Source organism: Arthrobacter sp. CAN_A214 (assembly GCF_015751955.1).
In the GTDB taxonomy this organism is placed as follows: domain Bacteria; phylum Actinomycetota; class Actinomycetes; order Actinomycetales; family Micrococcaceae; genus Arthrobacter_D.
In genome coordinates, this window is record NZ_JADOUU010000007.1 from 99,220 (window position 1) to 124,931 (window position 25,712).

Consider the following 25,712-nt stretch of genomic DNA (forward strand, 5'->3'; position numbering starts at 1 on the left):
TGTGAGTATCACAGCGCCCGCGCCGTCGTCAGCCCTGGTCCAGCGGAACACGACCGGCAGCCCACGGACCTATGAAGTCAGGACTTTCGGCTGCCAGATGAATGTCCATGATTCCGAGCGCATCACCGGGCTGCTCGAGGGCGCCGGTTATGCCGCGACGTCGGGCGGCCAGGCGGACGTCGTCGTCTTCAATACCTGCGCGGTCCGCGAGAATGCCGACAACAAGCTCTACGGAAACCTCGGGATGCTTGCCTCGGTGAAGGAGACCCATCCCGGCATGCAGATAGCAGTGGGCGGGTGCCTCGCGCAGAAGGACCGCGACACGATCCTGCGCAAAGCTCCGTGGGTGGACGCAGTCTTCGGAACCCATAATATCGGGGCCCTTCCCGCCCTGCTCGAGCGGGCGCGCCACAACGACGAGGCCCAGCTCGAGATCCTCGAATCCCTCGATGTGTTCCCCTCCACCCTTCCCACGAAGCGCGATTCGGTGTACGCGGGCTGGGTGTCGATCTCCGTGGGCTGCAACAACACCTGCACCTTCTGCATTGTTCCAGCACTGCGGGGCAAGGAGCGGGATCGCCGGCCCGGGGAGATCCTGGCCGAAATAGAGGCCTTGGTGGCCGACGGCGCCATCGAGGTCACCCTTCTCGGCCAGAACGTGAATTCCTACGGCGTGGAGTTCGGCGATCGCGGTGCGTTCGCCAAGCTGCTGCGGGCTTGTGGAGCGATCGAGGGCCTGGAACGTGTCCGGTTCACCAGCCCGCACCCCGCAGCATTCACTGACGACGTCATCGAAGCGATGGCCGAGACGCCCAACGTGATGCCGCAGTTGCACATGCCGCTGCAGTCCGGTTCGGACCGCGTGTTGAAGGACATGCGGCGTTCCTACCGCTCCACGAAGTTCCTCGGGATCCTCGACCGGGTACGCGAGCGCATGCCGCACGCGGCCATCTCCACCGACATCATCGTCGGGTTCCCCGGAGAGACGGAGGAGGACTTCCAGGCAACGCTCGACGTCGTCGAAAGGTCCCGGTTCGCGACGGCTTTCACCTTCCAGTACTCCAAACGCCCCGGAACTCCCGCTGCCGAACTTGCCGACCAGCTGCCCAAGCACGTTGTGCAGGAGCGTTACGAGCGGCTGACGGCGCTGCAGGACCGCATCAGCGAAGAGGAAAACGCGCTGCAGGTAGGCATGCAGGTGGAAGTCCTCGTCACCGCCCACCAGGGGCGGAAGAGCGCTGAGACCCACCGACTGTCGGGGCGCTCGAGGGACCAGAGGCTCGTCCACTTCTCAGTGCCCGACGGCGGGCAGGCACCGCGGCCGGGGGACCTCGTCACTGTTTCCGTGACCCGGGCCGCACCGTTCCACCTCATCGCCGACCCGGCGTCGCCCGCCGAATACAGCGTGCGCCGATCGCGTGCCGGTGACGCGTGGGACCGCGCGCAGGCGGATTCGTGTGCTGCGCCCTCCACCGGAGCCGGCGGCGCAGGGACGCGCGGCGTCTCACTCGGAATGCCCTCGCTCCCGGTCCGCGGGCGAGCCGGCTGACGACGGGAATCTCCTGATGTCGGCAACCAGCCGCATGTCGCCCGCCCCGCAGCCTGCGCCCGCCCCTCAGCCGGCGCCAGCTGATCGGCCCGTGTGGACCGATGGACGGACGGCCGTCTCCGGGCGGGTCCCAGTTGCCCGAAAGGTTTCGCCCGCGGCGCCCTCCTCCGGAGCGGTCGTCGCGGTCGTCGGTCCCACCGGTTCCGGAAAATCGGACCTCGCCGTCCAGCTGGCGCTTGCGCTCGACGGTGAGATCATCAATGCCGATGCGATGCAGTTTTATCGCGGCATGGACATCGGCACCGCGAAGCTCCCGATGGAGGAGCGCGGGGGCGTCCCCCATCACCTTCTTGACACCCTCTCGATCCAGGAGGAGGCCAGCGTTGCCGCTTACCAGTTCACGGCGCGGGCGGCCATCGAGGAGATCCGGATGCGCGGGAAGGTGCCGATCCTCGTAGGAGGTTCGGGGATGTACGTGCGGGCTGTTCTCGACTGTCTCGAGTTTCCGGGTACCGACCCTGCAGTAAGGCAGCGTCTCGAGGAGGAACTCCAGGACAAGGGGGCAGCGGCGTTGCGGGACCGGTTGGCGAGGGTCGACCCGGCGTCGGCCGCGAGGGTCGCTGACAACCGCCGGCTCGTCCGGGCGCTCGAAGTCACCGAGCTGACCGGACGCCCTTTCAGCTCCTTCATGCCCGAGCGCCGCTATTACCAGTCCGCCATCCAGGTGGGGTTGGAGGTGGACCGGGACAGGCTCCGGCTGCGTCTCGCGACACGCGTCCACACGATGGTGGAGGACGGTTTGCGTTCCGAGGTGGAACAGCTGGTCGACCAGGGGCTGAGGGAGGGACGGACGGCGTCCCGGGCGCTGGGCTATGCTCAGTTCCTGAGAGTGCTCGAGGGAGCAATGCCGGCGGAAGCCGCCGTCGAGGACACGATCGTCGCAACGCGGCGTTTCGCCAAGCGTCAACTCACCTGGTTCCGTGGAGACCCCCGCGTGGACTGGCTGGATGGTGAGGATCCGCGGCTGCTCGGGAAGTGTCTCGATCTCCTACAGGGTGGGTCGTATGCCCGACAAGATCCGGATCAGCCAGTTCCAACCCAGGAGGGTGACCGTGCCAGTTCGAACGCAGCAGGATTCCACTAGTCCGCTCGCCGGTGTTCCCTTCACCAAAGGGCACGGGACGGGCAATGACTTCCTCCTGATCCTTGATCCCGAGGGGCGGTTCGACCTCGACAGCAGGAGTGTCGCCGCCGTGTGCGATCGACATCGGGGTATCGGAGCGGACGGATTGATCCGCGCAGTGCGGTCGGAACAGATCCCCGAAGGCAGGGCATTGCTGCAGAGCGCTCCCGACGCCATGTGGTTCATGGACTATTGGAACGGCGACGGAACAACCTCGGAGATGTGCGGGAACGGCGTACGGGTGTTCGTCCATTTCCTGGTCGTCAAGGGGTTCGTCTCGCTCGACGGCGGAGCAACCGTTTCCGTCGCCACCCGCGGCGGCGTCAAGGTCGTCGCGGCGTCCGCTGACGGTTACTCGGTGGACATGGGCCCCTGGGAATTCATCCACCCGGATACCGCGGTGGCCCGCGGCACGGATTCCCTGGTGGAAATCCAGGGACTCGACGTGGCACGCCCCGCCCTGTCGGTCAGCATGGGGAACCCGCACACCGTCGTCGCACTGGCAAGTCTCGGGGAGTTGACTGCCGCGGCCCTGCACACTGCCCCGGCCGTGGAACCGTTCCCTGCCCAGGGCACCAACGTCGAGTTGGTCGTGCCCAACGACCCATTGGTCGAGGACGGCGTCGGTGTCGTCACCATGCGCGTCCATGAGCGCGGTGTGGGAGAGACGCAGTCCTGTGGCACGGGAGCCTGCGCGGCGGCCGCTGCAATCCGGTACTGGGCGGGGGATTCGGCTCCCTCCCGTTGGGCCGTCGGGGTGCCGGGAGGCGTGGTCGGCGTCGTCTTCCATGTGGGCGTGGACGGACTGGAGCACGTCGAACTGAGCGGACCGGCTGAACTGGTCGCCGAGGGCGTACTGTTTCCGGCGTCGTTGCAAGCCCTTTCCCACTGACCGCACGCATCCCCGTGTTGGAGATCGGGGTCAGGCAGGGTTTCCGCAGGATCGTCCGAGGTGCACAGACGCTGACGTTCGGTGCGTCGACAGCAGCGTCCGGACCCCTTGGGCCGGGTCCGTACAGCCCGTAACGACGTCACCTTTCGTTGAACTGCGCTGACACCAGACGGGACATCCGCCACGGTGCTGCAGGGCGCGGGACGCCCCTGACATCTGCCCTGTTCGACTACTCTCTCGGAGGAGGGTGTGGTGCGGGCACGGACGGGAAGCGGGCAGGTTCGGCCTCGTATCCGTGCCCCCTGACAGGCGCGTCACCAGGGGCTCAGCCACGGCATCGGGCAGATTCCCCGGACCGGAAAACACAAAGCGCAAGGTTTACGCAGGTTGGACGAAAACAATGATTTTCCCGCCGGGATACACGTAACATTCGGAGGTGCCCTCCACTCACTTCCCTTCCGCCGGCGACGGGCTCCCGGATGACCATACGGGCTTCGGCTGCGGGCAGGTCCACTCCGGATCCTCCTCAGCGTGCAGCGAGTGCGAGCCGTTGGTGGACCGGAACGTGCTTCGTGAACTGGAGAAGGATTTCGACAGCCCGACGGTGGTGCATGCGTTCGCCCGGGACTTCGCGCAGTCCTGGGACGGGAAATATCGGCGCCTGGTCCGCTTCGTGGAGGACCGGGACAAAGCGGGGGCGAAGGAGGCTGCGCTGAGTGTGAAGGTCACCTCGACGATGGTCGGAGCGGCGCGGCTTGCTTATCTCGCTGCCTGGTTCGAAAAGCTCATCGAGGCCAACGACATGGATGCCGCCGCCCGGACCCTCGCGTACGTCGAGGCCTGCGGCTCCGACACCACCTCGGAACTCCTCGACACCTACATACCCCCGGACCTGTGAGGACTGCGCTCCTACGGAACCGGCTGCTGCCCGGGTGAAGGGACGAGCCGGTACCCGATGCCCCGAACCGTGGTGATGAGGTCAGGAGAACGCGCGTTGTTGGAGAGCTTCCGGCGCAGATTCCCGATGTGGACCTCGATCGCGCGCTGATCCGCGTCGCTGACATACGAATATCCCCGGTAATCCTCGCCCCGGACAACCCCGACGAGTGCGGACCTCGTCCGGACGGCTCCGTTACTTCGCAGCAGGTCGTGCAGCAGATCGAATTCACTCCTTGTCAGGAGCAGTTCCTCGTCGGCCAGCTTCGCCGTCCGGGCTTCCCGATCAAGAACCAGATCACCGTGCTGAAGCACCGCAGAATTCCTCAGGACAGCGGCAACGGTGGGGGCAGCGGCGGGAGCGGGCGGAGAAGTGCTGGGTGGAACCGGCAGCCCGAGCGGACGGGTCGCCTCGATTCGTGGCCGACGCAACATCGCATCGATCCTCGCCCTCAGCTCCCGTGGACGGAAGGGCTTGATCAGGTAGTCGTCAGCTCCGGCCTGCAGGGCCGTGAGGGTATCCAGTTCATCGGCTCGGGCACTGAGCATGATGACGTAGCAGTCACTGATGTTCCGGATACGCCGGAGCACCTCGTAGCCGTCGATGTCGGGCAGACCGACGTCGAGTGTCACAACCGTCGGGGCGTTCCTGCGCACCACCTCCACTCCGTCCCGTCCCGTTGCTTCGGAGTGGACGTCGAAACCTGCCTGCCGCAGCACAGCGACAACGATGTTCCGGATATCGATGTCATCCTCGATGACGACGGCTGACCCCTGCTCAGGACTTCTGACGGAGGTTTCGGTACTCATGCCGAGGCCTCGGTCGCAGTTCTTCGGACGGGTGCACCCGAACCGCCCGTTCTGCACGAAACCCGAGGAAAGGAAGCGCAGGGCATGTTCGCCCGTGTTCCGGGGGCAGCAGTGCCCGGGAAAGCAACAAATACCGACGCTTCCAATAAGCATGTGTACGGCATGGTTGAGACCTTTGCTGTTCGGTAGCCCGGCTAACCGCGTGGGTCCCGTGGCTTTGCGTCCCTGGCTTGCACCAGGTTTGCCCTTATCAATGGGCGAATGCCCATACATGTTCACGGACTTTATCAGGGTGGATCGCTCGTCGACTACCGACTCGATGACGCCTTTCTCACGGGCCGCACCGACGGCATCCGCACGAGTACCCGTCGCTTGAACCCGCCGCGCTTCCTCAGATTGGCGAGTTGCCCCGCTTCACGTGGAGCACCCGAAACGACTTCGAGGTGTCCGCGCGTTGCACGGCGAAGCCTTCCGGCAGCGACTCCGCCAGCCACCGCTGCAGCGAGTCGGCGCCGAGGTTCTTCTGCACCACCAGCCAGGCATCGCCGTCGGGCGCAAGCCTCGGGAGCCAGGCAAGCAGGAGCGCATGGAGCTCCTGCTTGCCGATGCGGATGGGAGGGTTGGACCACACCGTGTCGAATTCGAGGGTAGGGTCGACGCCGTCGGGCGTGCTGACGTGGACGTTCGGCAGCCCGAGCCTCGCGGCATTGTCGCGGGTGAGTGCGAGGCAGCGCTCATTGACGTCCACTGCGTAGACAGCTGCCGCCGGCGCCTTGAGAGCCATGCTCAGCGCGAGCGCACCCCAGCCGCAACCGATGTCCAGGAGCCGGGCTCCCGACGGCCGAGGTACGGCATCCAACAGAATGGCCGTACCCTTGTCGACGCCGTCGGGGCTGAACAAACCGGACGATGTCACCAGTTCCCTGCGCTGTCCATCGAGGACGACGGAGAGTGGGCGGCGCACCTCCGGTCCTGCGGGCTTGGCGGTGAAGTAATGCTGGGAGTCCATGGCAGAAGCCTAGTGCCGACAGCGCCTCCCTCCCGGCACGGGGGGTGAAACCGCCCGCCCCCACGGAAGAGGATGCTGCGGTTCCGCGCAGAGTGAAGTGCTGGAACGGAACGGCGGAAGGGAACTAGAATTGAAGTCCACTGTTACAAGGGAGAATATGACCACGAACTCCGGAGGATCCACCGGTGCCGACATGGGACCGGAAGAGATCCAGGCCGTTATCGACCGAATCCTCGCACATGACGAGGCAGCTTCGGCAAAGTCCTCGGGCGGGCAGGGACAGGAAACCGCCTCGTCTCCTCATGAGCGCACGTGGCGCTCTCGGGCCCAGGCGATTTCTGAGGAGGCCGATGAACGGTTCTCCTTCGACGGCGACCAGCAGGATCTCGCGGAGCGCCGTGCGCTACGCCGGGTGGCCGGGCTCTCGACGGAGCTCGAGGACGTCACCGAGGTCGAATACCGACAGCTGCGGCTGGAGCGGGTGGTGCTTGCCGGCCTGTGGACGGAGGGGACGGCGCAGGACGCTGAAAACTCCCTGCAGGAGCTTGCCGCCCTGGCTGAGACCGCAGGATCGGAAGTTCTTGATGGAATGGTTCAGCGCAGGCTCAAGCCGGATCCCGCAACCTTCCTCGGCTCGGGTAAAGCACAGGAACTGAAGGACATCGTCACGGCGACGGGTGCCGACACGGTCATCGTGGACAGCGAACTGTCCCCTTCCCAGCGGCGAGGACTCGAGGACATCGTGAAGGTCAAAGTCATTGACCGGACCGCCCTGATCCTCGACATCTTCGCCCAGCATGCGAAGTCCCGGGAGGGCAAGGCCCAGGTGGAACTCGCCCAGCTCGAGTACCTCCTCCCTCGCCTTCGCGGCTGGGGTGAGTCCATGTCCCGCCAGGCCGGCGGCCAGGTCGGCAGCGCAAGCGCTGGCATGGGTTCGCGTGGCCCGGGCGAGACGAAGATCGAGCTCGACCGGCGGAAGATCCGCACGCGCATGGCGAAACTCCGCCGGGAGATCGCGGGGATGAAGCCTGCACGGGACACCAAGCGATCGAACCGCCGGCGGAACCAGGTCCCCTCGGTGGCTATCGCCGGCTACACCAACGCCGGAAAGTCATCGCTGCTCAACCGGCTCACCGATGCGGGCGTCCTCGTGGAGAACGCGCTTTTTGCAACCCTCGATCCCACAGTACGGAGGGCCGAAACGGCCGACGGCATCGGTTACACACTGGCCGACACCGTGGGATTCGTGCGGTCGCTTCCGACCCAGCTCGTCGAGGCGTTCCGTTCCACGCTGGAGGAAGTTGCCGATTCCGATCTCATCCTGCATGTAGTCGATGCCTCCCATCCCGACCCCGAAGGCCAGATTGCAGCGGTCCGCGCCGTGATGACCGAGGTCGAGGCGCGTGACATTCCCGAGATCATCGTGCTCAACAAGGCCGATGCGGCCGACCCCTTCGTCATCGAACGCCTGCGCCAGCGTGAACCCCGCAATGTCGTGGTTTCCGCCCGGACAGGCGCCGGGCTCGATGAGCTTCGCAATCTGATCAGCGAGGCAATTCCCCGCCCAGGGGTTCGGATGGAACTCCTGGTGCCCTACGAGCACGGCGAAGTTCTCAGCCGGCTCCATCAGGAGGACGCCGAGATCCTCGGATTGGAGCATGTCGGCGAGGGCACCCGGCTCGACGTCATGGTCCGGGAGGCCCTCGCTGCGGAACTGGAACCGTATCTCCGGCATGAGTGAGGGGCCCGACGCCCTGACACTGCTCGATGCCGCCGTCGTGGCCATGGGTGGCGAAAGCCGTACCGGGCAGCAGAAGATGGTTCGCCAGGTCAGTGAGGCCATCGCCACCGGCAGCCATCTTCTGGTGCAGGCCGGGACGGGAACCGGTAAGTCACTGGCCTACCTCGTACCGCTCATCGCCCATGCCATGGAAAGCGAGCGGCCGTCGGTGGTGTCCACAGCGACGCTCGCACTCCAGGCGCAAATCGTCGGCCGGGATCTTCCGCGCCTTCTCGAATCGGTCGGTGAGCATCTTCCGCGGCCGGTCGACGTCGCCCTCCTCAAGGGCAGGGCGAACTACCTCTGCAAACACAAGGTCGGCGGCGGGTTCCCCGAGGACGACGTCCCGGATGCGCTCTTCAGCCTCGGGGAGGATGCCGCTCCGCACCCGGCACCCGGCTCCTTCGCCGCGTCGCCTTCCAGCGCGCTCGGGAAGGAGGTGGTCCGCGTGCGGGAATGGGCCGAGGAAACCGACACCGGCGACCGGGACGAACTTCTTCCCGGTGTCAGCGACCGTGCGTGGCGCCAGGTCTCCGTCAGCAGCATGGAGTGCCTTGGCGCCCAGCGCTGTCCTGCTGCGGAGGAGTGCTTCAGCGAGAAAGCGCGGGGAGCCGCTGCGGACGCGGACATCATCATCACCAACCATGCGATGCTGGCGATCAGTGCGTTCGAGGGCCTCGCCGTCCTCCCGGAGTACGACGTCGTCGTCATCGACGAAGCGCACGAGCTTCACGACCGCGTGACAGGTGCGGTGTCGGGGCAGCTCGCCCCGGCGATGATCAGCGCGGCGTCGACCGCGCTGCGGCGGCACGCCTCCATCGGAACAGGTGTACTGGACAGTGCGGGAAGTGCTTTCGAGGCCGCCGCCGAGCTTCTTCCATCGGGCCTGCTGCCCGGAGGGCTGCCCGAGGCGGTCGAACAGTCGCTGGACCAGGTGCGGAGTGCCTGCCGTGCTGCCCTGTCGGACACGAAGACCGACGGCAAAACCGGCGACGCCGACGGCGGCCGGCAAATGGCGCGCGCGCGATTGACCCTCATCTTCGATCTGTGCGAGCGGATCCTCGCCGCCTCTACGTCGAACGAGGTGGTGTGGGCTTCGCGCGCCAGTTCCTTCACTCCGGGTTCCGGCTATGGAATTCCCGACGACAGTGCTCCGGCTACCCTGAACGTCGCTCCGCTCTCCGTGGCCGGCAGGCTGCGCGAGGGTCTGTTCGCGGATCATACTGTGATCCTCACGTCGGCTACCCTTGCGATCGGCGCGGAATTCGGCCCCGTCGCCGGGTCGCTCGGCCTTGCTGGTGACGGCGCGCCGGCCTGGACCGGAGTGGACGTCGGCAGCCCCTTCGATTACCCCCGCCAGGGGGTGCTGTATGTTGCGAAGGATCTCCCGAAACCGGAGCGCGGCACCTCAGGTGCCCAGTTGGCGGAACTCGAGGCCCTTCTCACTGCCTCACGGGGAGGCGCGCTGGGGCTCTTCTCCTCGAAGCGTGCAGCCGAGGAGGCAGCCGAGGCGCTGAGGCCGAAGGTGGGTTTCGAGATCCTCTGTCAGGGCGAATCATCCCTGTCATCCCTCGTGCGGCAATTCTCGGAGGAACCGGACACCTGTCTGTTCGGCACCCTGTCCCTCTGGCAGGGCGTCGACGTGCCGGGCAATGCCTGCCGGCTCGTGGTGATCGACCGGATTCCATTCCCACGTCCTGACGACCCGCTGATGACGGCGAGGACCCGCGCCGTCGCGCGTGCGGGTGGCAATGGCTTCATGAGTGTGTCAGCGACCCATGCCGCTGTCCGCCTCGCCCAGGGCGCAGGGCGCCTGATCCGGGCGTCGGGTGACCGGGGTATGGTGGCGGTGCTCGATTCACGGCTCGCGAATGCCCGCTACGGGGGATTCCTCCGTGCAGCGCTGCCGCCCTTCTGGACAACGACGGACCGGGCGATCGCTCTCGGAATCCTTGAGCGGCTCGCTGCTCCCGCGCCGGACGCCCGGGTGGGCTAGAGGGCCCTCAGCACCGAGACGACTTTGCCCATGATGCTCGCATGGTCGCCAAGGATGGGTTCGTAGCGGGTGTTCTGCGGCAGCAGCCAGGTGTGACCGTCACGCTGGCGGAACGTCTTCACCGTCGCCTCGTCGTCGAGCAGCGCGGCGACGATGTCGCCGTTGAGGGCGCTCTGCTGCCGGCGGACCACCACCCAGTCGCCATCGCAGATGGCGGCATCGATCATCGAGTCACCCGAGATTTTCAGCATGAACAGTTCGCCGTGGCCCACCAGTTGGCGGGGGAGGGGCAGGATTTCTTCGACCACCTGGTCGGCGAGAATGGGCCCACCGGCTGCGATGCGGCCGACGAGCGGCACCATCGCGGTGTCGACGGCACCCCGATGCAGGCTCCCCGTCCCTGCTGGGAAATCCGGATTCTCGGGCTCCGTGGCGTCGGTCAGCGTCAGTGGAAGAAGGATCTCCATGGCCCTCGGGCGCTTCGGATCGCGGCGGATATAGCCAAGGCGCTCGAGTTGGGCCAACTGGTGCGTGACGCTTGACAGGCTCGCCAGGCCGACGACGTCGCCGATCTCTCGCATCGAGGGCGGATACCCGTTCGAACCGATCGACCGCTGGATCGTCTCGAGAATCGTCTTCTGCCGGTCGGTCAGTCCCTTGCCGACCGCACGGCCCCGTGGGCGCCCCCGCCCTGCGCTGACAGCGCCGCCCTCTGCTGCCGGAACCTCCTTCAGCGTGGGGCCGGAAACTCCATGCTCTGCCGCCTCGTGCTCTGCCACCGGTCGTCCTCTCCTTGGTGCCCCGTGTCCGGTTCATCAGACGCCGCCGGCCTGTTTTGTCGGTGGCGGGTGGTGATGTGGAAAGCAGCAAGTCCACCGGGTATCCACTCTGCATCCTGCTTCGATGTCAACGCTAGAACACCCGCGGCGTGATTTCAAACATATGTTCGAGTGAGTCTCGACAAAGCTCGTTCGCAGGTGCTAAAAATAAGCAGGAAGAAAATCGAATACGTGTTCTAATTCACGATTCAGTGCCGTCCGACCGATTCGAAGATCCGAAAGAGGTACAGCCATGGCAGCACTCACCATCGTCAGGACCAGCACTCCGCTCGTCGACGGCAATCGTTCGAACGACGCGCTCCGTGAAGTGGTGGCGGACCGGCCTTCGCCGAGTACGAAGTCCGCCCCGATTCATCTGACACGGCGTGGGCGGCTTGTGCTGGTGGGCCTTCCCACGGTTCTGCTCGTGGCGTTGGTTCTGATATTCGGGGTTTCGCTCACCTCCCAGGCCAAGGCGATGGACAGCGAGCCAGCACCTACTGAAACCATCAACGTCAGTGTGGGCCAGGGGGAGACCCTGTGGGGGCTTGCCGGAGAGTTTGCGCCGGACCGCGATCCCCGTGAGTTCGTGGCTGAGCTGGTTGAACTCAACGGCCTCAAATCCTCGGTGGTCCAGGCAGGTCAATCCCTCGCGGTGCCGGTCGGCGGCTGATAGCCGATTCGCTGGGGAACACCGGTTCGGAGAGTGGACTCCGCAAGCGTGGCCGGATGGTCCAATTCTCCGGACGGCCCGCCCATCGATTAAACTTGCAGGGTGACGGACCGTGAAGAGGCACTTGCCCATCTCCCGCTGAGGAACAATCTCGTAGGGCTCCTCCCGTACGGGGCGCCGCAGATCGATGTGCCGATCCTCCTCAATGTGAACGAGAACACGCACGGCGTTCCGGCGGACGTCTCCGCAGCGATCGTCGCGGCCGTGGAAGTAGCTACTCGCGGGCTCAACCGGTACCCGGACCGGGAGTTCACGGAGCTGCGTGTCAATCTGGCGGCCTATCTCGGCCATGGCATTACCCCGGATCAGATCTGGGCAGCCAACGGTTCGAACGAGGTGCTCCAGCAGATCCTTCAGGCGTTCGGCGGCCCGGGGCGGACAGCCCTCGGGTTCCCTCCGACGTACTCCATGTACCCGCTCCTGGCCAGCAGTACGGACACCCGGTACGTCACGGCCGGACGGCGCGCGGCGTTCGAGATGACCGCATCCGACACCGCCCGGCACGTCCGCGAGTCACGGGCGAACATCGTATTCCTCTGTTCACCCAACAACCCCACCGGTACGGCGCTCGGCCTCGACGTCGTCGAGGCAGCCTACGAGGCGGGGGAGAAGGAGCGGGCCATCATCATCGTCGACGAGGCCTACGGCGAGTTCGCGACGTCGGGTACCAGCAGCGCGCTGACGCTCCTGCCCGGCAGGGAGCGCCTCATCGTGTCCCGCACCATGAGTAAGGCCTTCGCGTTGGCCGGAGCGCGGCTCGGCTACCTCGCGGCCGCGCCCGAAATCGCCGATGCGCTTCGCCTGGTTCGGCTTCCGTACCACCTTTCCGCGATCACCCAGGCGGCAGCCAACGCCGCCCTGACCCACTCCGACACCCTGCTCGCCAACGTCGAGGCCATCAAGGCACAGCGCGACCGCATCGTGGCCGAATTGCGGGAACTGGGACTGTCACCGGCTCCCTCGGATGCGAACTTCGTCTTCTTCGGCGGCCTGGACGATCCCCGTGCTGTGTGGAGCGGGCTGCTCGACGCAGGGGTCCTGATCCGCGACGTCGGCATCGAAGGCCACCTCCGGGTGACGGCCGGCACTGAGTCGGAGACCACAGTGTTCCTCGACACCCTCCGCACCCTCCTGTAAGGACTGTCTCCTAGACTGGTACCAAAGAGGGCGGCCCGATCGCCCCCGACCTGGGTGCAGCACCCAACCTACCGAAGGACCGCCATGACCGTGGAGATTTCCGCCGGCCGCACTGCGCGGATCGAGCGCACCACCAGCGAATCCAGCGTGCTCGTCGAAATCGATCTCGACGGGACCGGGGAGTCGGAGATCAGTACCACGGTGCCGTTCTACGACCACATGCTGACTGCACTGGCGAAGCACTCACTCATCGACATGACGGTGAAATCAACCGGAGACACCCACATAGATGTCCACCACACCGTCGAGGACACCGCAATCGCCCTCGGCGAAGCGTTGCGTGAAGCGTTGGGAACGAAGGCCGGCATTCGCCGGTTCGGGGAGGCGACCGTTCCACTCGACGAGGCGCTGGCGAACGCCGTCGTCGATATCTCGGGCAGGCCCTTCCTCGTGCACGGCGGGGAACCCGCCGGCCAGGAATACCACCTGATCGGCGGGCACTTCACCGGTTCGCTGACCCGGCACGTGTTCGAGGCGATCGCGCTGCACGCGCAGATCTGCCTCCACGTGACACTGGTGGCCGGCCGCGACCCGCACCACATCGTCGAAGCCCAGTTCAAGGCCCTGGCACGGGCCCTCCGGGCGGCAGTTGAACCGGATCCGCGGGTCAATGGTATCCCCTCCACCAAGGGAGCGCTGTGAGCGCGCGCCGCATCACGGTGCTCGACTACGGGTCGGGCAACGTCCGATCAGTCGTGCGCGCACTGGAGCATGTGGGCGCGGAGGTGACCCTCAGTGCCAAGCCGGCGGACGTGCTCGAGGCCGACGGCCTCCTCGTCCCAGGGGTGGGCGCGTTCGAAACCGTTATGAAGGGGCTGAAAGAGGTCGATGCCCTGCGCATGATCGGCCGGCGGGTGGCCGGCGGGCGCGCGGTCCTCGGAATCTGCGTTGGGCTGCAGGTCCTTTTCGAGGACAGCGTCGAACACGATACAAGGGTTCCGGGCATGGGGGAATGGCCGGGCACCGTGGAGCGGCTGAAGGCCGATGTCGTGCCGCACATGGGATGGAACACCGTGTCGGCCCCGGAAGGATCCGTCCTGTTCGATGGCATCGCGGATGAGCGCTTCTACTTCGTGCACTCCTACGGCGTGCAGGACTGGAAGTTCGATGTCACCCAGCCCGCCATGAAGCCTCCGCTGGTCACCTGGTCCGCCCACGGGGGGCCCTTCATCGCGGCTGTCGAGAACGGTCCGCTGAGCGCAACCCAGTTTCACCCTGAGAAGTCGGGCGATGCCGGGGCGCAGTTGCTGCGGAACTGGATCGGCGGTCTACGGTAGCAATGTGGAGCATCGTGATGATGGGCCTGGCCGGACTCCTGATCGGCGGAGCGCTGTCCTTCCGCAGCCAGGGTCTCCCGAAACTCCTGATCATCAGCTTCTGGGTTCTTGCGGCGATGTCGCTGGTGGCCGCCTACCTGCTCACCCTTCCTTGAATCCGACGCGTCTCCCTTCATACCGCAGTGCTACCCGATCACCATTCGCCAAGCTGAAAGTAGAGCATGAGCCCGTTCACCGAGACCCCCATCCTGGAACTTCTTCCCGCCGTCGACGTGGCGGACGGCCAGGCCGTGCGCCTCGTGCAGGGGGAAGCGGGCAGTGAGACCGACTACGGCGATCCGCTCGACGCGGCGATGGCCTGGCAGAAGGACGGCGCCGAGTGGGTGCATCTCGTGGACCTCGACGCCGCCTTCGGTCGCGGTTCGAACCGCGACCTCCTGGAGAAGGTTGTTCGAAAGCTCGACATCAAGGTGGAGCTGTCCGGCGGGATCCGGGATGATGCCTCCCTGGATGCGGCCCTCGAACTCGGCGCCGAGCGGGTCAACCTCGGAACTGCGGCACTCGAGAACCCCGAGTGGACGGCACGCGCGATCGCCCGCTACGGTGACGCGATCGCCGTCGGACTCGACGTCCGTGGAACTACGCTTGCCGCTCGCGGCTGGACCGAAGACGGCGGCGACCTGTGGGAGGTCCTGCAGCGACTCGAGGACGCCGGGTGCGCCCGATATGTTGTCACCGATGTCACCAAGGACGGCACCCTGCGCGGACCCAACATCGAACTCCTGGAGCAGGTCCTCGCCAGGACCTCACGGCCCGTTGTCGCATCCGGCGGTATCTCAAGCCTTGATGACCTGGCAGCGCTCCGCCGGCTGGTTCCCCGGGGACTGGAGGGTGCCATCGTCGGCAAGGCACTCTACGCCGGGGCGTTCACCCTCCCGGAGGCGCTCGACGTAGCGGGCCACCCGGAATCCCTGGGGTGACAGCAAGGAAGCTCCCGGCCCATATAGAGGCTGCACTGGCCGGTAATTTGGCGGACTCCGCCGGACGGCCGTGGGCCGGTCGGGACCTCGCCGGCCAGGGGAACCCGTTGCACAACTTCGACGACGACGACGGGCGGGCCGACACCGGCTACACCACCGCCATCGAGGGGTTGTTCGACCGGAGTTCCGGCACGGTGCCGCAGGAGGAATCCGTGGTCAGCGCGCTGGCGTCGGCACGGGTATTCATTCCCATCGTCGCCGAGGTGACGTTGGCGGTCGAGGGGGTGCGTGGGGGCGTGGCGGACCAGGAGGCCGACATGGCCCTGGTGACACTCAAGGCGCCGGATGGCCGAACGGCGCTCCCTGTTTTCAGCACTGCGGCAGGCCTGGTCGCCTGGCACCCGGGTGCCCGCCCCGTGGCGGCGTATACGCCCCGCGCGGCACTGGCTGCGGTAGCCGAAGAGGCCGAGCTCCTGGTAGTCGACCCGGGGTCCCCGTTCACCTTTGTGGTGCGCAGACCCGCGGTGTGGGCATTGGCACAGCAGCTCGCCTGGGTCCCGTCCTACCGGGACGAACGGCTGGTGGAGATCGTCGCGGCCATCAGCGGACAGGAGGACAGCATCCTCGAGGTACGCCTGGGGCTGGGGTCGGGCGTCCCGGCGCTCTCCGCGGACGGTAGGCTTGCCCTCGGCGGCGGAGCCGGACCGGAGCTTCGCATGGACCTCAGGCTCGTGCCGGATCTTTCCCCCGGTGAGGTCGACGCGCTCGTCCGTCGGTTCCGATCGGCGCTCCAGACGGACCGCGGGTTCGTCGAGGGTGTCGACTCACTCGAGGTAAAACTCACCCGTTGACCTTCCAGATCCGCCCAGAAAGAACAACCAGTGAATTTCGCCGTCTACCGCGAGCTCCTGCGGATCGTGCCCGTCCGCAGGCTGCTGATCGTCGGCATGATCGCACGTTTCCCCCACTCCGCGGCCGGTGTCCTCCTGACCCTCCACGTGGTTCAGACCCTCGACCGCGGCTACGCTGCCGCCGGGGCCGTTGCCGCACTGGTAACGATCGGCATCGCGATCGGAGCTCCCTGGCGGGGCCGCCGCATCGACAGTGTTGGCCTGAGGAGGGCGCTGGTCCCCTCGATCATCGCCGAGGCCCTCATCTGGTCCATCGCACCGCGGCTACCGTACGAATGGCTGCTGGTCGCCGCGCTGGTGGGCGGGCTCTTCACCCTTCCCGCATTCTCGGTGGTGCGCCAGTCCCTCGGCGTGCTCGTCAGCGGCGACTCCCGTCGGACCGCCTTCACACTGGATGCAATCAGCACCGAAGTGATCTTCATGGTGGGACCGGCAGTGGGCGTGGTGCTGGCAACACAGGTATCGACGGTGTTCGGGCTCACCCTGATCGGGTTCGCCACTGCGCTCGCCGGGCTCTTCCTGATGTGGTTCAATCCACCCACCCGGAGTGGCCAGCCCGGAGCACTGCCGGCACCGACTCCATCGGAGGACGGCGTCCTAACGGCAGAGGCAGTCGTCGCGTCCGCACCGGGAGGAGTGGCCGAGGCCGGAGCCGAACTGCTGGCCGGGCGCATGCCGGACCAACGTCTTACCCGGAGGTTCCCGCTCGCCGTCGGTGGAAAGCTTCGCAGCTCCTTTGCCTGGCTCACCGTGCCGGTCGCGGTGGTCATGATGGTGGCCGCGGGAGCGGGGCTTGTCCTGGCGGGTACGGAGGTCGGCATCGTGGCCACCCTTGAGCAGAGCGGCAAGGCGGGGGAGTTGGGACTGGTCTTCTTCGCATGGTGCGCCGCATCGGTCGTCGGCGGACTCGTCTACGGTGCCCTCCGCCGGCCCGTATCGCCCCTGCTCCTGCTGCTGGGCATGGGCGTGCTGACCATTCCCATGGGTTTTGCGCAGGACACCCTGGCGCTGAGCCTGCTCTCGATCCTGCCCGGCCTCCTGTGCGCACCGGTACTCTCCGCAGCTTCCGAGAAAGTCGCCGACCTGGTGACGGAGGACCGCCGGGGAGAAGCGATGGGCTGGTACGGATCCGCACTGACCTCCGGCGTCGCGATGGGTGCACCGCTTGCCGGCGTCCTGATCGACGTCACCGGGCCGTGGGGCGGCTTCACCGCAGTGGGGGTGGTTGCCGCAGTTCTCGGCGTGGGCGGTATCGCTGCCCAGAAAGTACGGCGCCGGCGGGTGCTGAACTCCCGCTGACGCCGCCCTGTACTCCCAGGCGGTGTCAGCGGGTCAGTTCACCGGCCCGGTGTACTTCTCACCCGGACCCTGTCCAGGGGCATCGGGAATGATCGATGCTTCACGGAAGGCCAGCTGCAGGGAACGGAGGCCATCGCGCAATGGCCCCGCGTGCTGGCTGCCGATCTCCGGGGCGGCGGCGGTAACGAAACCGGCAAGCGCGGTGATGAGCTTGCGGGCCTCATCCAAGTCCTTCAACTCTTCGGCGTCCTCCCCGGCAGCAAGACCGCACTTCACTGCGGCCGCGCTCATCAGGTGGACGGCGGAGGTGGTGATCACCTCGACGGCGGCAACCTCGGCGATGTCGCGCATATGCCGTCGCACCCCCTCCTCGGAGTCCTCGACCTGGCCGGCCTCGTCCGCGAAACTACGGCGGGTGGGAGAGTTGTCGCTCGGGCCGGAGTGGTTTCCGGCGGCGGGTTGCGAGGGATTGCTGTCTGCGGGGCTCATACTGGTAAGCTTGTCACAGACCGACTGGTCACCGTTACCCTCATGCCTGATGGAGCTTCCAAGGAAACGCCGGACGGAATGAATTCTCGCGGCCAGTATGCAAGCGGAGTCCTCTCCCACCCGCGATTTTCCTGGTGCTTCCCCAAGCATTGCAGGTAGCCGGGTCAGGTTGGTGCAGTTCTAAGTGAGATGCCGGTTGCATTCATCGGCGAACACGTACTACCGCACTGATTCTCGAGGCCTTCGATTGCGCATGCAATTGGGGGCCTTCTTCATTTTCAGGCGGTTATCAGTTTCAGGACCAACAGGAGTTACACATTAGCGAGCCAAGAATCAATGATCGTATCCGCGTTTCAGAGGTGCGGTTGGTCGGACCTGCCGGCGAACAGGTAGGAATTGTCCGTATCGAGGACGCACTCCGACTTGCCGCCGAGTCCGACCTGGATCTTGTCGAGGTAGCACCGCAGGCCAAGCCTCCGGTGGCAAAACTCATGGATTTTGGTAAGTACAAGTACGAAGCCGCGGTAAAGGCACGTGAGGCGAGAAAGAACCAGACCAATACGATCCTCAAGGAAATCCGTTTCCGCCTCAAGATCGACACCCATGACTACGAAACGAAGCGCGGACACGCTCTCCGCTTCCTGGGAGCCGGCGACAAGGTCAAGGCCATGATCCAGTTCCGTGGCCGCGAGCAGCAGCGCCCTGAAATGGGTATCCGCCTGCTCCAGCGGTTCGCCGAAGATGTGGCGGAAGTGGGAGTGGTCGAGTCATCCCCCCGGATCGACGGCCGCAACATGGTGATGGTGATCGGTCCGGTCAAGAACAAGGCGGAGGCGAAGGCCGAAGCCCGCCGTGCCACGCAGCGAGCGGACGCGAAGGCCGCGAATGAGGCTGCCAAGTCGGGTACGGGCCGCGTGGATCTGTCCGGTGACAGTGGAGCTCCCCTGACCCAGAGCCTCGCGGACCTGCTTCCCGAGGGCTATTCCATCACGGGCAGTGAAAGTGCGGCCGAGGAAACGACCGTCGCGACGCCGGTGGATGCCGAATCGGTGAACGACGCCGACGGGTCAGCTGCAGGTTCGGCGAATGCCGCACCGGACGACTCGGCCATCGGGCAGGCAACCCCGTCCGAAGAGCCGACCCTTTCTTCGGAACCTGCTCCCGCGCAGGCCGAAGAGAAGCCCGCAGCGTCCGCGCCGAAGGCACCTGCTGCACGGACTGCGCCGTCGGCACCCGTCGCATCGGCACCGAAGGCACCCGTAACCCGGACCGCGCCGGTGCGGCCTGCCGCCTCAAGGCCGGTTGCTGCCTCGAAGCCGGCGGCCGTGAAGCCCGCTGCAGCAGCAGCTGCGCCGGCCAAGCCGGTAGCGGCACCGAAGCCTGTTGCCGCTCCGAAACCGGGCGCAGCCCCTAAACCCGGGTCGGCCGGCAAGCCGGTCGCGACCCCAAGACCTGCCGGCAGGACGGCTCCGACAAAGAGCGAGTCAAGCGGGCCCAAGCCAGGAAGCACCGAGTAGGCGCTCAGTACCTTTCGGTACTCCCGGCAAGCAAGAAAAACAGCAGGCGCCCCCGGGTGCCGCCCGTAGGTAATTACCCACGGCTATCAAAAGGAGATCGGTTCCCATGCCGAAGATGAAGACCCACAGTGGCGTCAAGAAGCGCTTCAAGCTGACCGGCAGCGGAAAGCTCAAGCGCCAGCAGGCCAACCGCCGTCACTACCTGGAGCACAAGTCCTCCACGCTGACGCGCCGACTGGCCAGCGACAAGATCGTTTCGAAGGCCGACACCAAGGTCATCAAAAAGATGCTGGGCATCTAACACTCAACCAACCACTCCGGAGAAGCTCCGCACCCGTTCGCGGGCGGGAGCTGCAGCCGTCAGGGCTGTGCCGGAAGATCTACTGAAGGAGTACGCACGTGGCACGTGTGAAAAGGGCGGTCAACGCCCACAAGAAGCGCCGGGTTATCCTCGAGCGCGCCAAGGGCTATCGCGGACAGCGGTCACGCCTGTACCGCAAGGCCAAAGAGCAGCTGCTGCACTCGTTCGTGTACAGCTACGGCGACCGCCGCAAGCGCAAGGGCGACTTCCGCCGCCTGTGGATCCAGCGCATCAACGCTGCGTCCCGCGCCAACGGACTCACCTACAACCGCCTGATCCAGGGTCTGAAGGCCGCTGAGATCCAGGTCGACCGCCGTATGCTTGCCGACCTCGCAGTGACCGACGGTGCCGCTTTCGCCGCGCTCGTGCAGATCGCCAGGAACGCGCTGCCCGCGGACACCTCCGCCCCTGTCGCCACCGAAGCCGCCGCCGTCAAGGCCCCCCGTGCTTCGAAGGCTCCGGCGAAGGCCTAGGTTGACGGCCGGTTCCGACCGGCAGCAGCCTCGAGATTCATGAATACCGATGGACGCCCCCAGGCGCTGATGTCCAACCCCCGAGCCGATCGGGTGAAGGAGGTTGCGCGCCTTGCGGGGCGTCCGTCGCGTTTAAGGCAGGGCCGCTTCCTCGCAGAGGGCCCGCAAGCCGTCCGCGAGGCCCTGGCGCTGCACATGGAGCGGATGGCTGCGGGCGGACCACCCGTCGTGGAGGACCTGTTCCTCACCGCGGACTGCCTCAAGAGGCATCCGGAATTCGCCGGAGAACCGGACCCGCGGCCGGTCACCGATGAGGTCCTCGCGGCCATGTCATCGACCGTGACGCCGCAGGGTGTGATTGCGGTCTGTTCCTTCATCGACGTTCCTCTTGATCAGGTGTTCGCCGGCAGGCCCCGGCTGGTCGCCGTGATGGTCGAGGTGAGGGACCCCGGCAACGCCGGGACGATACTGCGCGCCGCCGACTCGGCCGGTGCCGACGCCGTCGTGCTCACATCCTCCAGCGTGGACCTGTACAACCCCAAGACCGTCCGCTCCACGGTCGGTTCGCTGTTCCACCTCCCGGTGGTGCTCGGAGCCGAGCTGGACACCCTGCTGGCCGAACTGAAAAGGCAGGGCATTGCGGTGCTCGCTGCCGACGGCCACGGCGACGTCGACCTCGATACGCTGCAGGACGCGGGTGCGCGTCGGCGGCTCGGCGCGCGGTCGTCCCCCGATGCGGATGACGAGGCGGACGCCGGTGCGCGCCTCGAAGCACCCACGGCGTGGCTGTTCGGCAATGAGGCGCAGGGGCTCCCCGACGCCGTGCTGGAAGGAGCCGACCACCGCGTGGCGGTGCCCATCTACGGACGCGCCGAAAGCCTCAATGTCGGCACGGCAGCGACGGTGTGCCTGTATGCCTCGGCGCGGGCGCAACGGATCAGTTGACCCCGAAGCACTAGGCTGAAGCCACGCCAGTCCGCCGACCGAAAGGACGCCATGTCCCTCGATGTTGAGAGCCTCCGTTCCCAGTTCCCCTCGTTGTCCTCGGGTATTGCGCACTTCGACGGGCCGGGGGGCACCCAGACACCCCGGGTCGTGGGGCAGGCCATAGCCGAGACGCTGACCGGCCCGCTGTCGAACCGCGGCGCCAGCGTAGCGTCGGAAAGGAACGCCGACCGGACGGTGCGGGAATTCCGAGCGGCTTTGGCCGACTTCCTCAACGCTGACCCGCTCGGCATCGTCTACGGCCGCAGTGCCACCCAGCTCACCTACGATTTCGCTCGCCTCCTCGCCGCTGAGTGGGGCCCCGGCGATGAGGTGGTGGTCACCCGGCTCGATCACGATAGCAACATCCGCCCCTGGGTCCAGGCAGCCGAACGGCGGGGAGCCGGCGTGCGCTGGGTCGGTTTCGACCCGGACACCGCCGAACTGAGCATGGACGACCTCCGCGCCGCACTCGGGAACCGGACCCGGCTGGTGGCCGTGACGGCGGCGTCGAACCTCCTCGGCACCATGCCTGACATCCCCGCGATCGCTCGCCTGGTGCACGATGCCGGCGCCCTCCTCTATGTGGACGGCGTCCACTACGCGGCCCACGCCAGTGTCGACCTGCCCGCGCTGGGCGCCGATTTCTTCGTCTGCTCGCCGTACAAGTTCCTGGGCCCGCACTGCGGTGTCCTTGCGGCGGCGCCCGCCCTGTTGGAGACCCTTCACCCGGACAAGCTGCTACCGTCCACCGACATGGTGCCGGAGCGCTTCGAATTCGGCACACTGCCCTACGAGACGATGGCGGGGACGACGGCGGCGGTCGACTTCCTCGCCTCGCTCGTGGGAACCGCGGGGTCGCGCCGGGACCGGCTCGTGTCAGCGAACGCCGGCATCGAGCGGCATGAGATGCAGCTCCTTACCCTGCTCGAGGACGCACTGGCCGCCTTTCCTGGAGTGACGGTCCATTCACGGGCACGTGCCCGCACGACGACGCTGCTGCTGACCTTTGCCGGGCGTAATGCCGCAGAGGCCAGTGAATTCCTCGCCGAACGGGACGTCCTCGCCCCGTCCAGCAGTTTCTACGCACTCGAGGCGAGCCGGGTGCTGGGCCTGGGGAGCGAGGGTGGGCTGCGCATCGGCCTGGCGCCCTATACCTCCGAAGACGACGTTCGGCGACTGATCGACGGACTGACCGCATACCTCGGTTGAACTACGCAGCCGGTGGGGCGCGGGCTTAGGCCACGTGCTCCGGCACCGGCTGCGCCGAAGGCTGCGTCCTGGCGTCCATCCGTCCGCTGATCAGCGCGATGACGAGGCCGAGGACCGCTAGTCCCGCCCCGACCAGCGCCGGAGCAGTGAAGCCCCAGCCGAGGGCGATGACCACCCCACCGACAGTCGCACCGAGTCCGTTGGCGATATTCAGTGCTGCGTGGTTCATCGACGAGGCGAGCGACGGGGCGCCGGGCGCCACATCGAGGAGCCTCGCCTGCAGCGGCGGGATCAGGGTCGAGCCGCTCGCCCCGACCAGGAAAGCGAAGAAGAACGCGGTGGGGGCGAACTGCATGGCCAGGGGGAAGAGGAGCAGGACCACGATTACCACGCCCATGACGCCGTAGATGCTGCCCATCACCGAGCGGTCCGCGATGCGTCCGCCCACGATATTTCCCACGACCATTCCGACGCCGTAGAGCGCGACCACGATCGGCAGCACGCTGGACGGCAGACCGGTGACCTCCGTGATCGTCGGGGAGATGTAGGAGTAAACGGCGAAGAACCCGCCGAAGCCGACCGTGCCGATAAGGAGCGTCATCCACATCTGCGGACGGCGTAGAGCCCCCAGTTCACGGCGGATGCTGGCGTCAGGATGAGGCTCCTGGAACGGCACGTAGCGCAGGATCAGCGCCACGGTGACGAGTCCGACGACGCCGACCAGGAGGAAGAGGCTTCGCCAGCCCACCTGCTGCCCCAGCCAGGTCGCGAACGGGACACCCACGACGTTGGCGATGCTGAGGCCGAGCATGACCATGGAAATCGCCCGGGCGCGGTGCGTGGGGTTGGCCAGCGACGCCGCGATTACCGCCGCGACGCCGAAGTACGCACCGTGAGGTAGTCCGGAAAGGAAACGGGACACCAGCATCCAGCCGTAGCTCGCGGCGAAGTAGGAGGAGAAGTTGGCCACCACGAAGGCCGCCATCAACCAGATCGCCATGGAGCGCTGGGGTCGCTTTGCCCCGAGCGTCGCCAGGACAGGAGCACCGACCACCACACCCAGCGCATAGGCGGAGATGACGTGACCGCCCTGGGTGTAGGTAACCTCCAGTTCGTCCACCATTTCCTGCAGCAGGCCCATGATGGCGAATTCGGTGGTGCCGATGGCGAAGCCGCCCATGGCGAGGGCGGTGATGGCGGAGGCCAGCTGCCGGGGGCTGAGGACGGGGCGTGAAGGGTAAGGCATGAATCTCTTTCGACGCGGTGATGACGGGGCGCCGTCCGCACCTCCGGGGAGGCACGGAGCCGTGCAGCGAGGAATGCTCGATCTGCAGACTGTTACCAAGGGCGCGACGCCCTTGTCAGGGTCCAGTCTAATTGGTGCGCAGCGCAGGTGGTCATCGACCCGTGGTCGGGAAGTTCCTGGGAACGACCAGAAAGTGCTGGCACTTCCGGCGCCCCTTTGATTGGCTTGTGACATGAGTTGGACACCGCACGCATCCGAATTGCCCTCCAGTGACCACCTGCGTGAGGACATCAACCTTCCCGAGCCGGAGCAGGAGTCGGCGGCGGAGTTCTCCGAGGAGGCCTATACCTCCACCGAGCTGAACGCGGGCCAGCAGGTACCGGGGGTGAGCCCGGCGGGGGAGTACCGCCGAGAATTGAATCCGGAACATCAGGCGGGTCGCGACGCCGGAGGCCTCGACCCGGAGGAGAGCTGAACATCCGGTCCCCGCGGGCGGAGCTGGGTACACTCGACGGGTGATTCCAACGAATAATCCCCTCCCGATCCGCCAGATCGTGGGCGCGGCCGTGGTCGATTCCCTCGCACGGCCCACCTCCCTGCTCGCAGCCCGACGCACTGCGCCCGAACAGTTCGCGGGGATGTGGGAGTTTCCGGGCGGCAAGGTCGAGGACGGTGAGACCTGCACTGAAGCCCTCCAGCGTGAGCTGACGGAGGAGCTGGGGATTATCGTCGAGATCGGAGCCGAGATCGAAGGCCCGGGCGACACCGGGTGGCCACTCCATGCGACGGCGTCCATGCGCGTCTGGGCCGTTGAGGTGTCATCGGGCGAGCCGGCGCCGCTACAGGACCATGATGCCCTGCAGTGGGTGCCGCTGAGCGAGGGGTCGGCGTTGCGCGGACTGTCGTGGATTCCCGCGGATCGGCCGATCGTCGACGCACTCCTGGAGTGGGCCGGTCGGATCAACCGCCAGAATTCCTCCCGGAGCTAGAAAAGGGTCGGCTCCATCGATTTCGAAGCCGTCGGCAAAGCCGGAGCCGGAGCGCCAGGTTGCCGGGGTTCAGGGAAGCCGTTCCGGAAGAAGGCGGCTCCTGCGGGAAGGTTATGCAGCCTCCGGAAGTAGCGAATTCTTTCGGAGAGCCAGTCCCGGTACTCCTTCGAGGCATAGCTCCCCCCGCGGTACAGCCCCTGGTACTTGGCGACGAGGTGCGGGTGGTGGGCGCCCAGCCACTGCAGGAACCACTCGCGGGCCCCGGGCCGGAGGTGCAGTGCGCCGGCCGAGACTCCCGTGGCGCCCGCGGCCGCGAGAGCTCCGAAAAGTTCATCGAGGGCGTCGTCGCCGTCCGTGAGCCACGGAAGAATGGGCATCGCCATCACCCCGCACGGCAGACCGGCCTCCCGGAGCCTGCTGATCAGGGCAAGGCGCGCCCTCGGCGGGGGCGTGCCCGGCTCCACGGCTTCCGCCAGCCCCGGGTCCATCAGCGCCAGCGAGATGCCCATCCCGATTTCCACCGACTGTGCGGCCCGGGCAAGCAGGGGAAGATCCCGCGCCAGGAGGGTGCCCTTGGTGAGGATCGAGAAGGGAGTACCGGAATCGGCGAGCGCCCCGATGATGCCGGGCATCAGCCGGTACCTGCCCTCGGCCCGCTGGTACGGGTCGGTGTTCGTGCCCATGGCTACGGAATCGCGTCTCCACGAGGGTTTGCCGAGTTCCTTCCGCAGTACCTCGACGGCGTTGATCTTCACCACCAGCTGCGAGTTGAAATCGAGCCCGGTATCGAGGTTGAGGTAGCTGTGGGTCTTTCGCGCAAAGCAGTACACGCAGGCGTGGGAGCATCCCCGGTAGGGATTGATGGTCCAGCTGAAGGGCATTCCTGAGTTGCCCGACACCCGGTTGAGCACCGACTTCGCCGTCACCTCATGGAAGGTGATACCGGCGAATTCCGGAGTCCGAACCGTCCGCACCACGCCTGCGAGGGACAGCAGGGCGTCCCCGCCGGCAGCAGCGCCGTCGGCCCCGACTTTTTGGCCATCCCATCGCATGCCTCAATTGAACCAGAGA

General features: G+C 66.4%; 27 protein-coding genes and 1 riboswitch. Of the genes, 21 read left to right on the forward strand and 6 right to left on the reverse strand.

Annotated elements, in window-relative coordinates; genetic code table 11:
• Window position 1: 1 nt before the first annotated feature.
• The 4 genes from miaB (at window position 2) to IWX65_RS08650 (ending at window position 4,522) form a co-directional block, all read left to right on the forward strand.
• Window positions 2-1,549: a tRNA (N6-isopentenyl adenosine(37)-C2)-methylthiotransferase MiaB gene (miaB, locus tag IWX65_RS08635; RefSeq protein ID WP_196882037.1), complete on the forward strand. Its 1,548-nt coding sequence runs from the start codon at window positions 2-4 to the stop codon at window positions 1,547-1,549.
• A gap of 16 nt (window positions 1,550-1,565) precedes the next feature.
• On the forward strand, window positions 1,566-2,693 hold the full coding sequence (gene miaA, locus IWX65_RS08640) for a tRNA (adenosine(37)-N6)-dimethylallyltransferase MiaA (RefSeq protein WP_334683752.1): 1,128 nt from the start codon (window positions 1,566-1,568) through the stop codon (window positions 2,691-2,693).
• Window positions 2,614-3,624, forward strand: a complete 1,011-nt coding sequence (gene dapF, locus IWX65_RS08645) for a diaminopimelate epimerase (protein ID WP_196882038.1) — start codon at window positions 2,614-2,616, stop codon at window positions 3,622-3,624. Before miaA ends, dapF begins: the two co-directional genes overlap by 80 nt.
• Window positions 3,625-4,060: 436 nt before the next feature.
• Window positions 4,061-4,522, forward strand: coding sequence for an Hpt domain-containing protein (locus tag IWX65_RS08650; protein ID WP_196882041.1), 462 nt, complete (start codon window positions 4,061-4,063; stop codon window positions 4,520-4,522).
• 11 nt (window positions 4,523-4,533) lie between these two features.
• On the opposite strand, the gene IWX65_RS08655 is transcribed toward IWX65_RS08650, so the two are convergent.
• Both IWX65_RS08655 and IWX65_RS08660 read right to left on the reverse strand, forming a co-directional pair.
• On the reverse strand, window positions 4,534-5,370 hold the full coding sequence (locus tag IWX65_RS08655) for a response regulator transcription factor (RefSeq protein WP_196882043.1): 837 nt from the start codon (window positions 5,368-5,370) through the stop codon (window positions 4,534-4,536).
• Window positions 5,371-5,551: 181 nt separating this feature from the next.
• Window positions 5,552-5,626: riboswitch (cyclic di-GMP riboswitch) on the reverse strand.
• Between the two features lie 135 nt (window positions 5,627-5,761).
• Window positions 5,762-6,379, reverse strand: coding sequence for a class I SAM-dependent methyltransferase (locus tag IWX65_RS08660; protein ID WP_196882044.1), 618 nt, complete (start codon window positions 6,377-6,379; stop codon window positions 5,762-5,764).
• A gap of 157 nt (window positions 6,380-6,536) precedes the next feature.
• Between IWX65_RS08660 and hflX the strand changes: the two genes are divergently transcribed.
• Window positions 6,537-8,120 carry a GTPase HflX gene (gene hflX / locus IWX65_RS08665; protein ID WP_196882053.1) on the forward strand — a complete coding sequence of 528 codons (1,584 nt, stop codon included), beginning with the start codon at window positions 6,537-6,539 and terminating at the stop codon, window positions 8,118-8,120.
• Entirely contained in the window at window positions 8,113-10,155 is a 2,043-nt protein-coding gene (locus tag IWX65_RS08670) for an ATP-dependent DNA helicase (protein ID WP_196882055.1), read from the forward strand. Before hflX ends, IWX65_RS08670 begins: the two co-directional genes overlap by 8 nt.
• Here IWX65_RS08670 and lexA read toward each other — a convergent pair.
• Complete coding sequence (gene lexA, locus IWX65_RS08675; protein WP_334683761.1) at window positions 10,152-10,808, reverse strand: transcriptional repressor LexA; 657 nt, start codon at window positions 10,806-10,808, stop codon at window positions 10,152-10,154. The genes IWX65_RS08670 and lexA overlap by 4 nt on opposite strands.
• 418 nt (window positions 10,809-11,226) lie before the next feature.
• On the opposite strand from lexA, the gene IWX65_RS08680 reads away from it, so the two are divergent.
• From IWX65_RS08680 to IWX65_RS08715, 8 genes are all read left to right on the forward strand, one after another.
• Window positions 11,227-11,646: a LysM peptidoglycan-binding domain-containing protein gene (locus IWX65_RS08680; RefSeq protein ID WP_196882064.1), complete on the forward strand. Its 420-nt coding sequence runs from the start codon at window positions 11,227-11,229 to the stop codon at window positions 11,644-11,646.
• A 102-nt stretch (window positions 11,647-11,748) separates the two neighbouring features.
• Complete coding sequence (locus tag IWX65_RS08685; RefSeq protein ID WP_196882066.1) at window positions 11,749-12,843, forward strand: histidinol-phosphate transaminase; 1,095 nt, start codon at window positions 11,749-11,751, stop codon at window positions 12,841-12,843.
• Window positions 12,844-12,927: 84 nt separating this feature from the next.
• A complete protein-coding gene (gene hisB, locus IWX65_RS08690; RefSeq protein ID WP_196882068.1) occupies window positions 12,928-13,545 on the forward strand; it encodes an imidazoleglycerol-phosphate dehydratase HisB in 618 nt (205 codons plus the stop codon).
• Window positions 13,542-14,180, forward strand: a complete 639-nt coding sequence (gene hisH / locus IWX65_RS08695; protein WP_196882069.1) for an imidazole glycerol phosphate synthase subunit HisH — start codon at window positions 13,542-13,544, stop codon at window positions 14,178-14,180. Before hisB ends, hisH begins: the two co-directional genes overlap by 4 nt.
• A 2-nt stretch (window positions 14,181-14,182) precedes the next feature.
• Window positions 14,183-14,335: a hypothetical protein gene (locus IWX65_RS08700; RefSeq protein ID WP_196822007.1), complete on the forward strand. Its 153-nt coding sequence runs from the start codon at window positions 14,183-14,185 to the stop codon at window positions 14,333-14,335.
• Window positions 14,336-14,401: 66 nt separating this feature from the next.
• On the forward strand, window positions 14,402-15,160 hold the full coding sequence (gene priA / locus IWX65_RS08705; protein WP_196882072.1) for a bifunctional 1-(5-phosphoribosyl)-5-((5-phosphoribosylamino)methylideneamino)imidazole-4-carboxamide isomerase/phosphoribosylanthranilate isomerase PriA: 759 nt from the start codon (window positions 14,402-14,404) through the stop codon (window positions 15,158-15,160).
• The gene (locus tag IWX65_RS08710; protein ID WP_334683754.1) at window positions 15,157-16,011 is read left to right on the forward strand and encodes an SseB family protein; all 855 of its coding nucleotides are present in this window, start codon (window positions 15,157-15,159) and stop codon (window positions 16,009-16,011) included. Before priA ends, IWX65_RS08710 begins: the two co-directional genes overlap by 4 nt.
• Before the next feature lie 30 nt (window positions 16,012-16,041).
• Complete coding sequence (locus IWX65_RS08715; RefSeq protein WP_196882074.1) at window positions 16,042-17,370, forward strand: MFS transporter; 1,329 nt, start codon at window positions 16,042-16,044, stop codon at window positions 17,368-17,370.
• Window positions 17,371-17,403: 33 nt separating this feature from the next.
• On the opposite strand, the gene IWX65_RS08720 is transcribed toward IWX65_RS08715, so the two are convergent.
• The gene (locus IWX65_RS08720; RefSeq protein WP_196882076.1) at window positions 17,404-17,859 is read right to left on the reverse strand and encodes a DUF1844 domain-containing protein; all 456 of its coding nucleotides are present in this window, start codon (window positions 17,857-17,859) and stop codon (window positions 17,404-17,406) included.
• A gap of 359 nt (window positions 17,860-18,218) precedes the next feature.
• On the opposite strand from IWX65_RS08720, the gene infC reads away from it, so the two are divergent.
• The 5 genes from infC (at window position 18,219) to IWX65_RS08745 (ending at window position 22,406) form a co-directional block, all read left to right on the forward strand.
• Window positions 18,219-19,376, forward strand: coding sequence for a translation initiation factor IF-3 (gene infC, locus IWX65_RS08725; RefSeq protein WP_442859178.1), 1,158 nt, complete (start codon window positions 18,219-18,221; stop codon window positions 19,374-19,376).
• 106 nt (window positions 19,377-19,482) lie between these two features.
• Window positions 19,483-19,677, forward strand: coding sequence for a 50S ribosomal protein L35 (gene rpmI, locus IWX65_RS08730; protein ID WP_026531962.1), 195 nt, complete (start codon window positions 19,483-19,485; stop codon window positions 19,675-19,677).
• Window positions 19,678-19,775: 98 nt separating this feature from the next.
• Window positions 19,776-20,210 (forward strand): 50S ribosomal protein L20, encoded by a 435-nt coding sequence (rplT, locus tag IWX65_RS08735; RefSeq protein ID WP_196882078.1) that lies wholly within the window; start codon window positions 19,776-19,778, stop codon window positions 20,208-20,210.
• Window positions 20,211-20,249: 39 nt separating this feature from the next.
• Window positions 20,250-21,155 carry a TrmH family RNA methyltransferase gene (locus IWX65_RS08740; RefSeq protein WP_196882080.1) on the forward strand — a complete coding sequence of 302 codons (906 nt, stop codon included), beginning with the start codon at window positions 20,250-20,252 and terminating at the stop codon, window positions 21,153-21,155.
• Window positions 21,156-21,206: 51 nt separating this feature from the next.
• On the forward strand, window positions 21,207-22,406 hold the full coding sequence (locus IWX65_RS08745) for a cysteine desulfurase-like protein (RefSeq protein WP_196882082.1): 1,200 nt from the start codon (window positions 21,207-21,209) through the stop codon (window positions 22,404-22,406).
• Between the two features lie 25 nt (window positions 22,407-22,431).
• Here IWX65_RS08745 and IWX65_RS08750 read toward each other — a convergent pair whose 3' ends face one another.
• A complete protein-coding gene (locus IWX65_RS08750) occupies window positions 22,432-23,652 on the reverse strand; it encodes an MFS transporter (RefSeq protein ID WP_196882084.1) in 1,221 nt (406 codons plus the stop codon).
• A gap of 232 nt (window positions 23,653-23,884) precedes the next feature.
• Here IWX65_RS08750 and IWX65_RS08755 point away from each other — a divergent pair, with 232 nt between their 5' ends.
• Both IWX65_RS08755 and IWX65_RS08760 read left to right on the forward strand, forming a co-directional pair.
• A complete protein-coding gene (locus tag IWX65_RS08755) occupies window positions 23,885-24,127 on the forward strand; it encodes a hypothetical protein (RefSeq protein WP_196882086.1) in 243 nt (80 codons plus the stop codon).
• 40 nt (window positions 24,128-24,167) lie between these two features.
• Window positions 24,168-24,641, forward strand: a complete 474-nt coding sequence (locus tag IWX65_RS08760) for a (deoxy)nucleoside triphosphate pyrophosphohydrolase (protein WP_334683755.1) — start codon at window positions 24,168-24,170, stop codon at window positions 24,639-24,641.
• On the opposite strand, the gene IWX65_RS08765 is transcribed toward IWX65_RS08760, so the two are convergent.
• A complete protein-coding gene (locus tag IWX65_RS08765) occupies window positions 24,638-25,693 on the reverse strand; it encodes an Rv2578c family radical SAM protein (protein ID WP_196882094.1) in 1,056 nt (351 codons plus the stop codon). The two genes, IWX65_RS08760 and IWX65_RS08765, sit on opposite strands and share 4 nt — an antisense overlap.
• Window positions 25,694-25,712 lie beyond the last annotated feature (19 nt).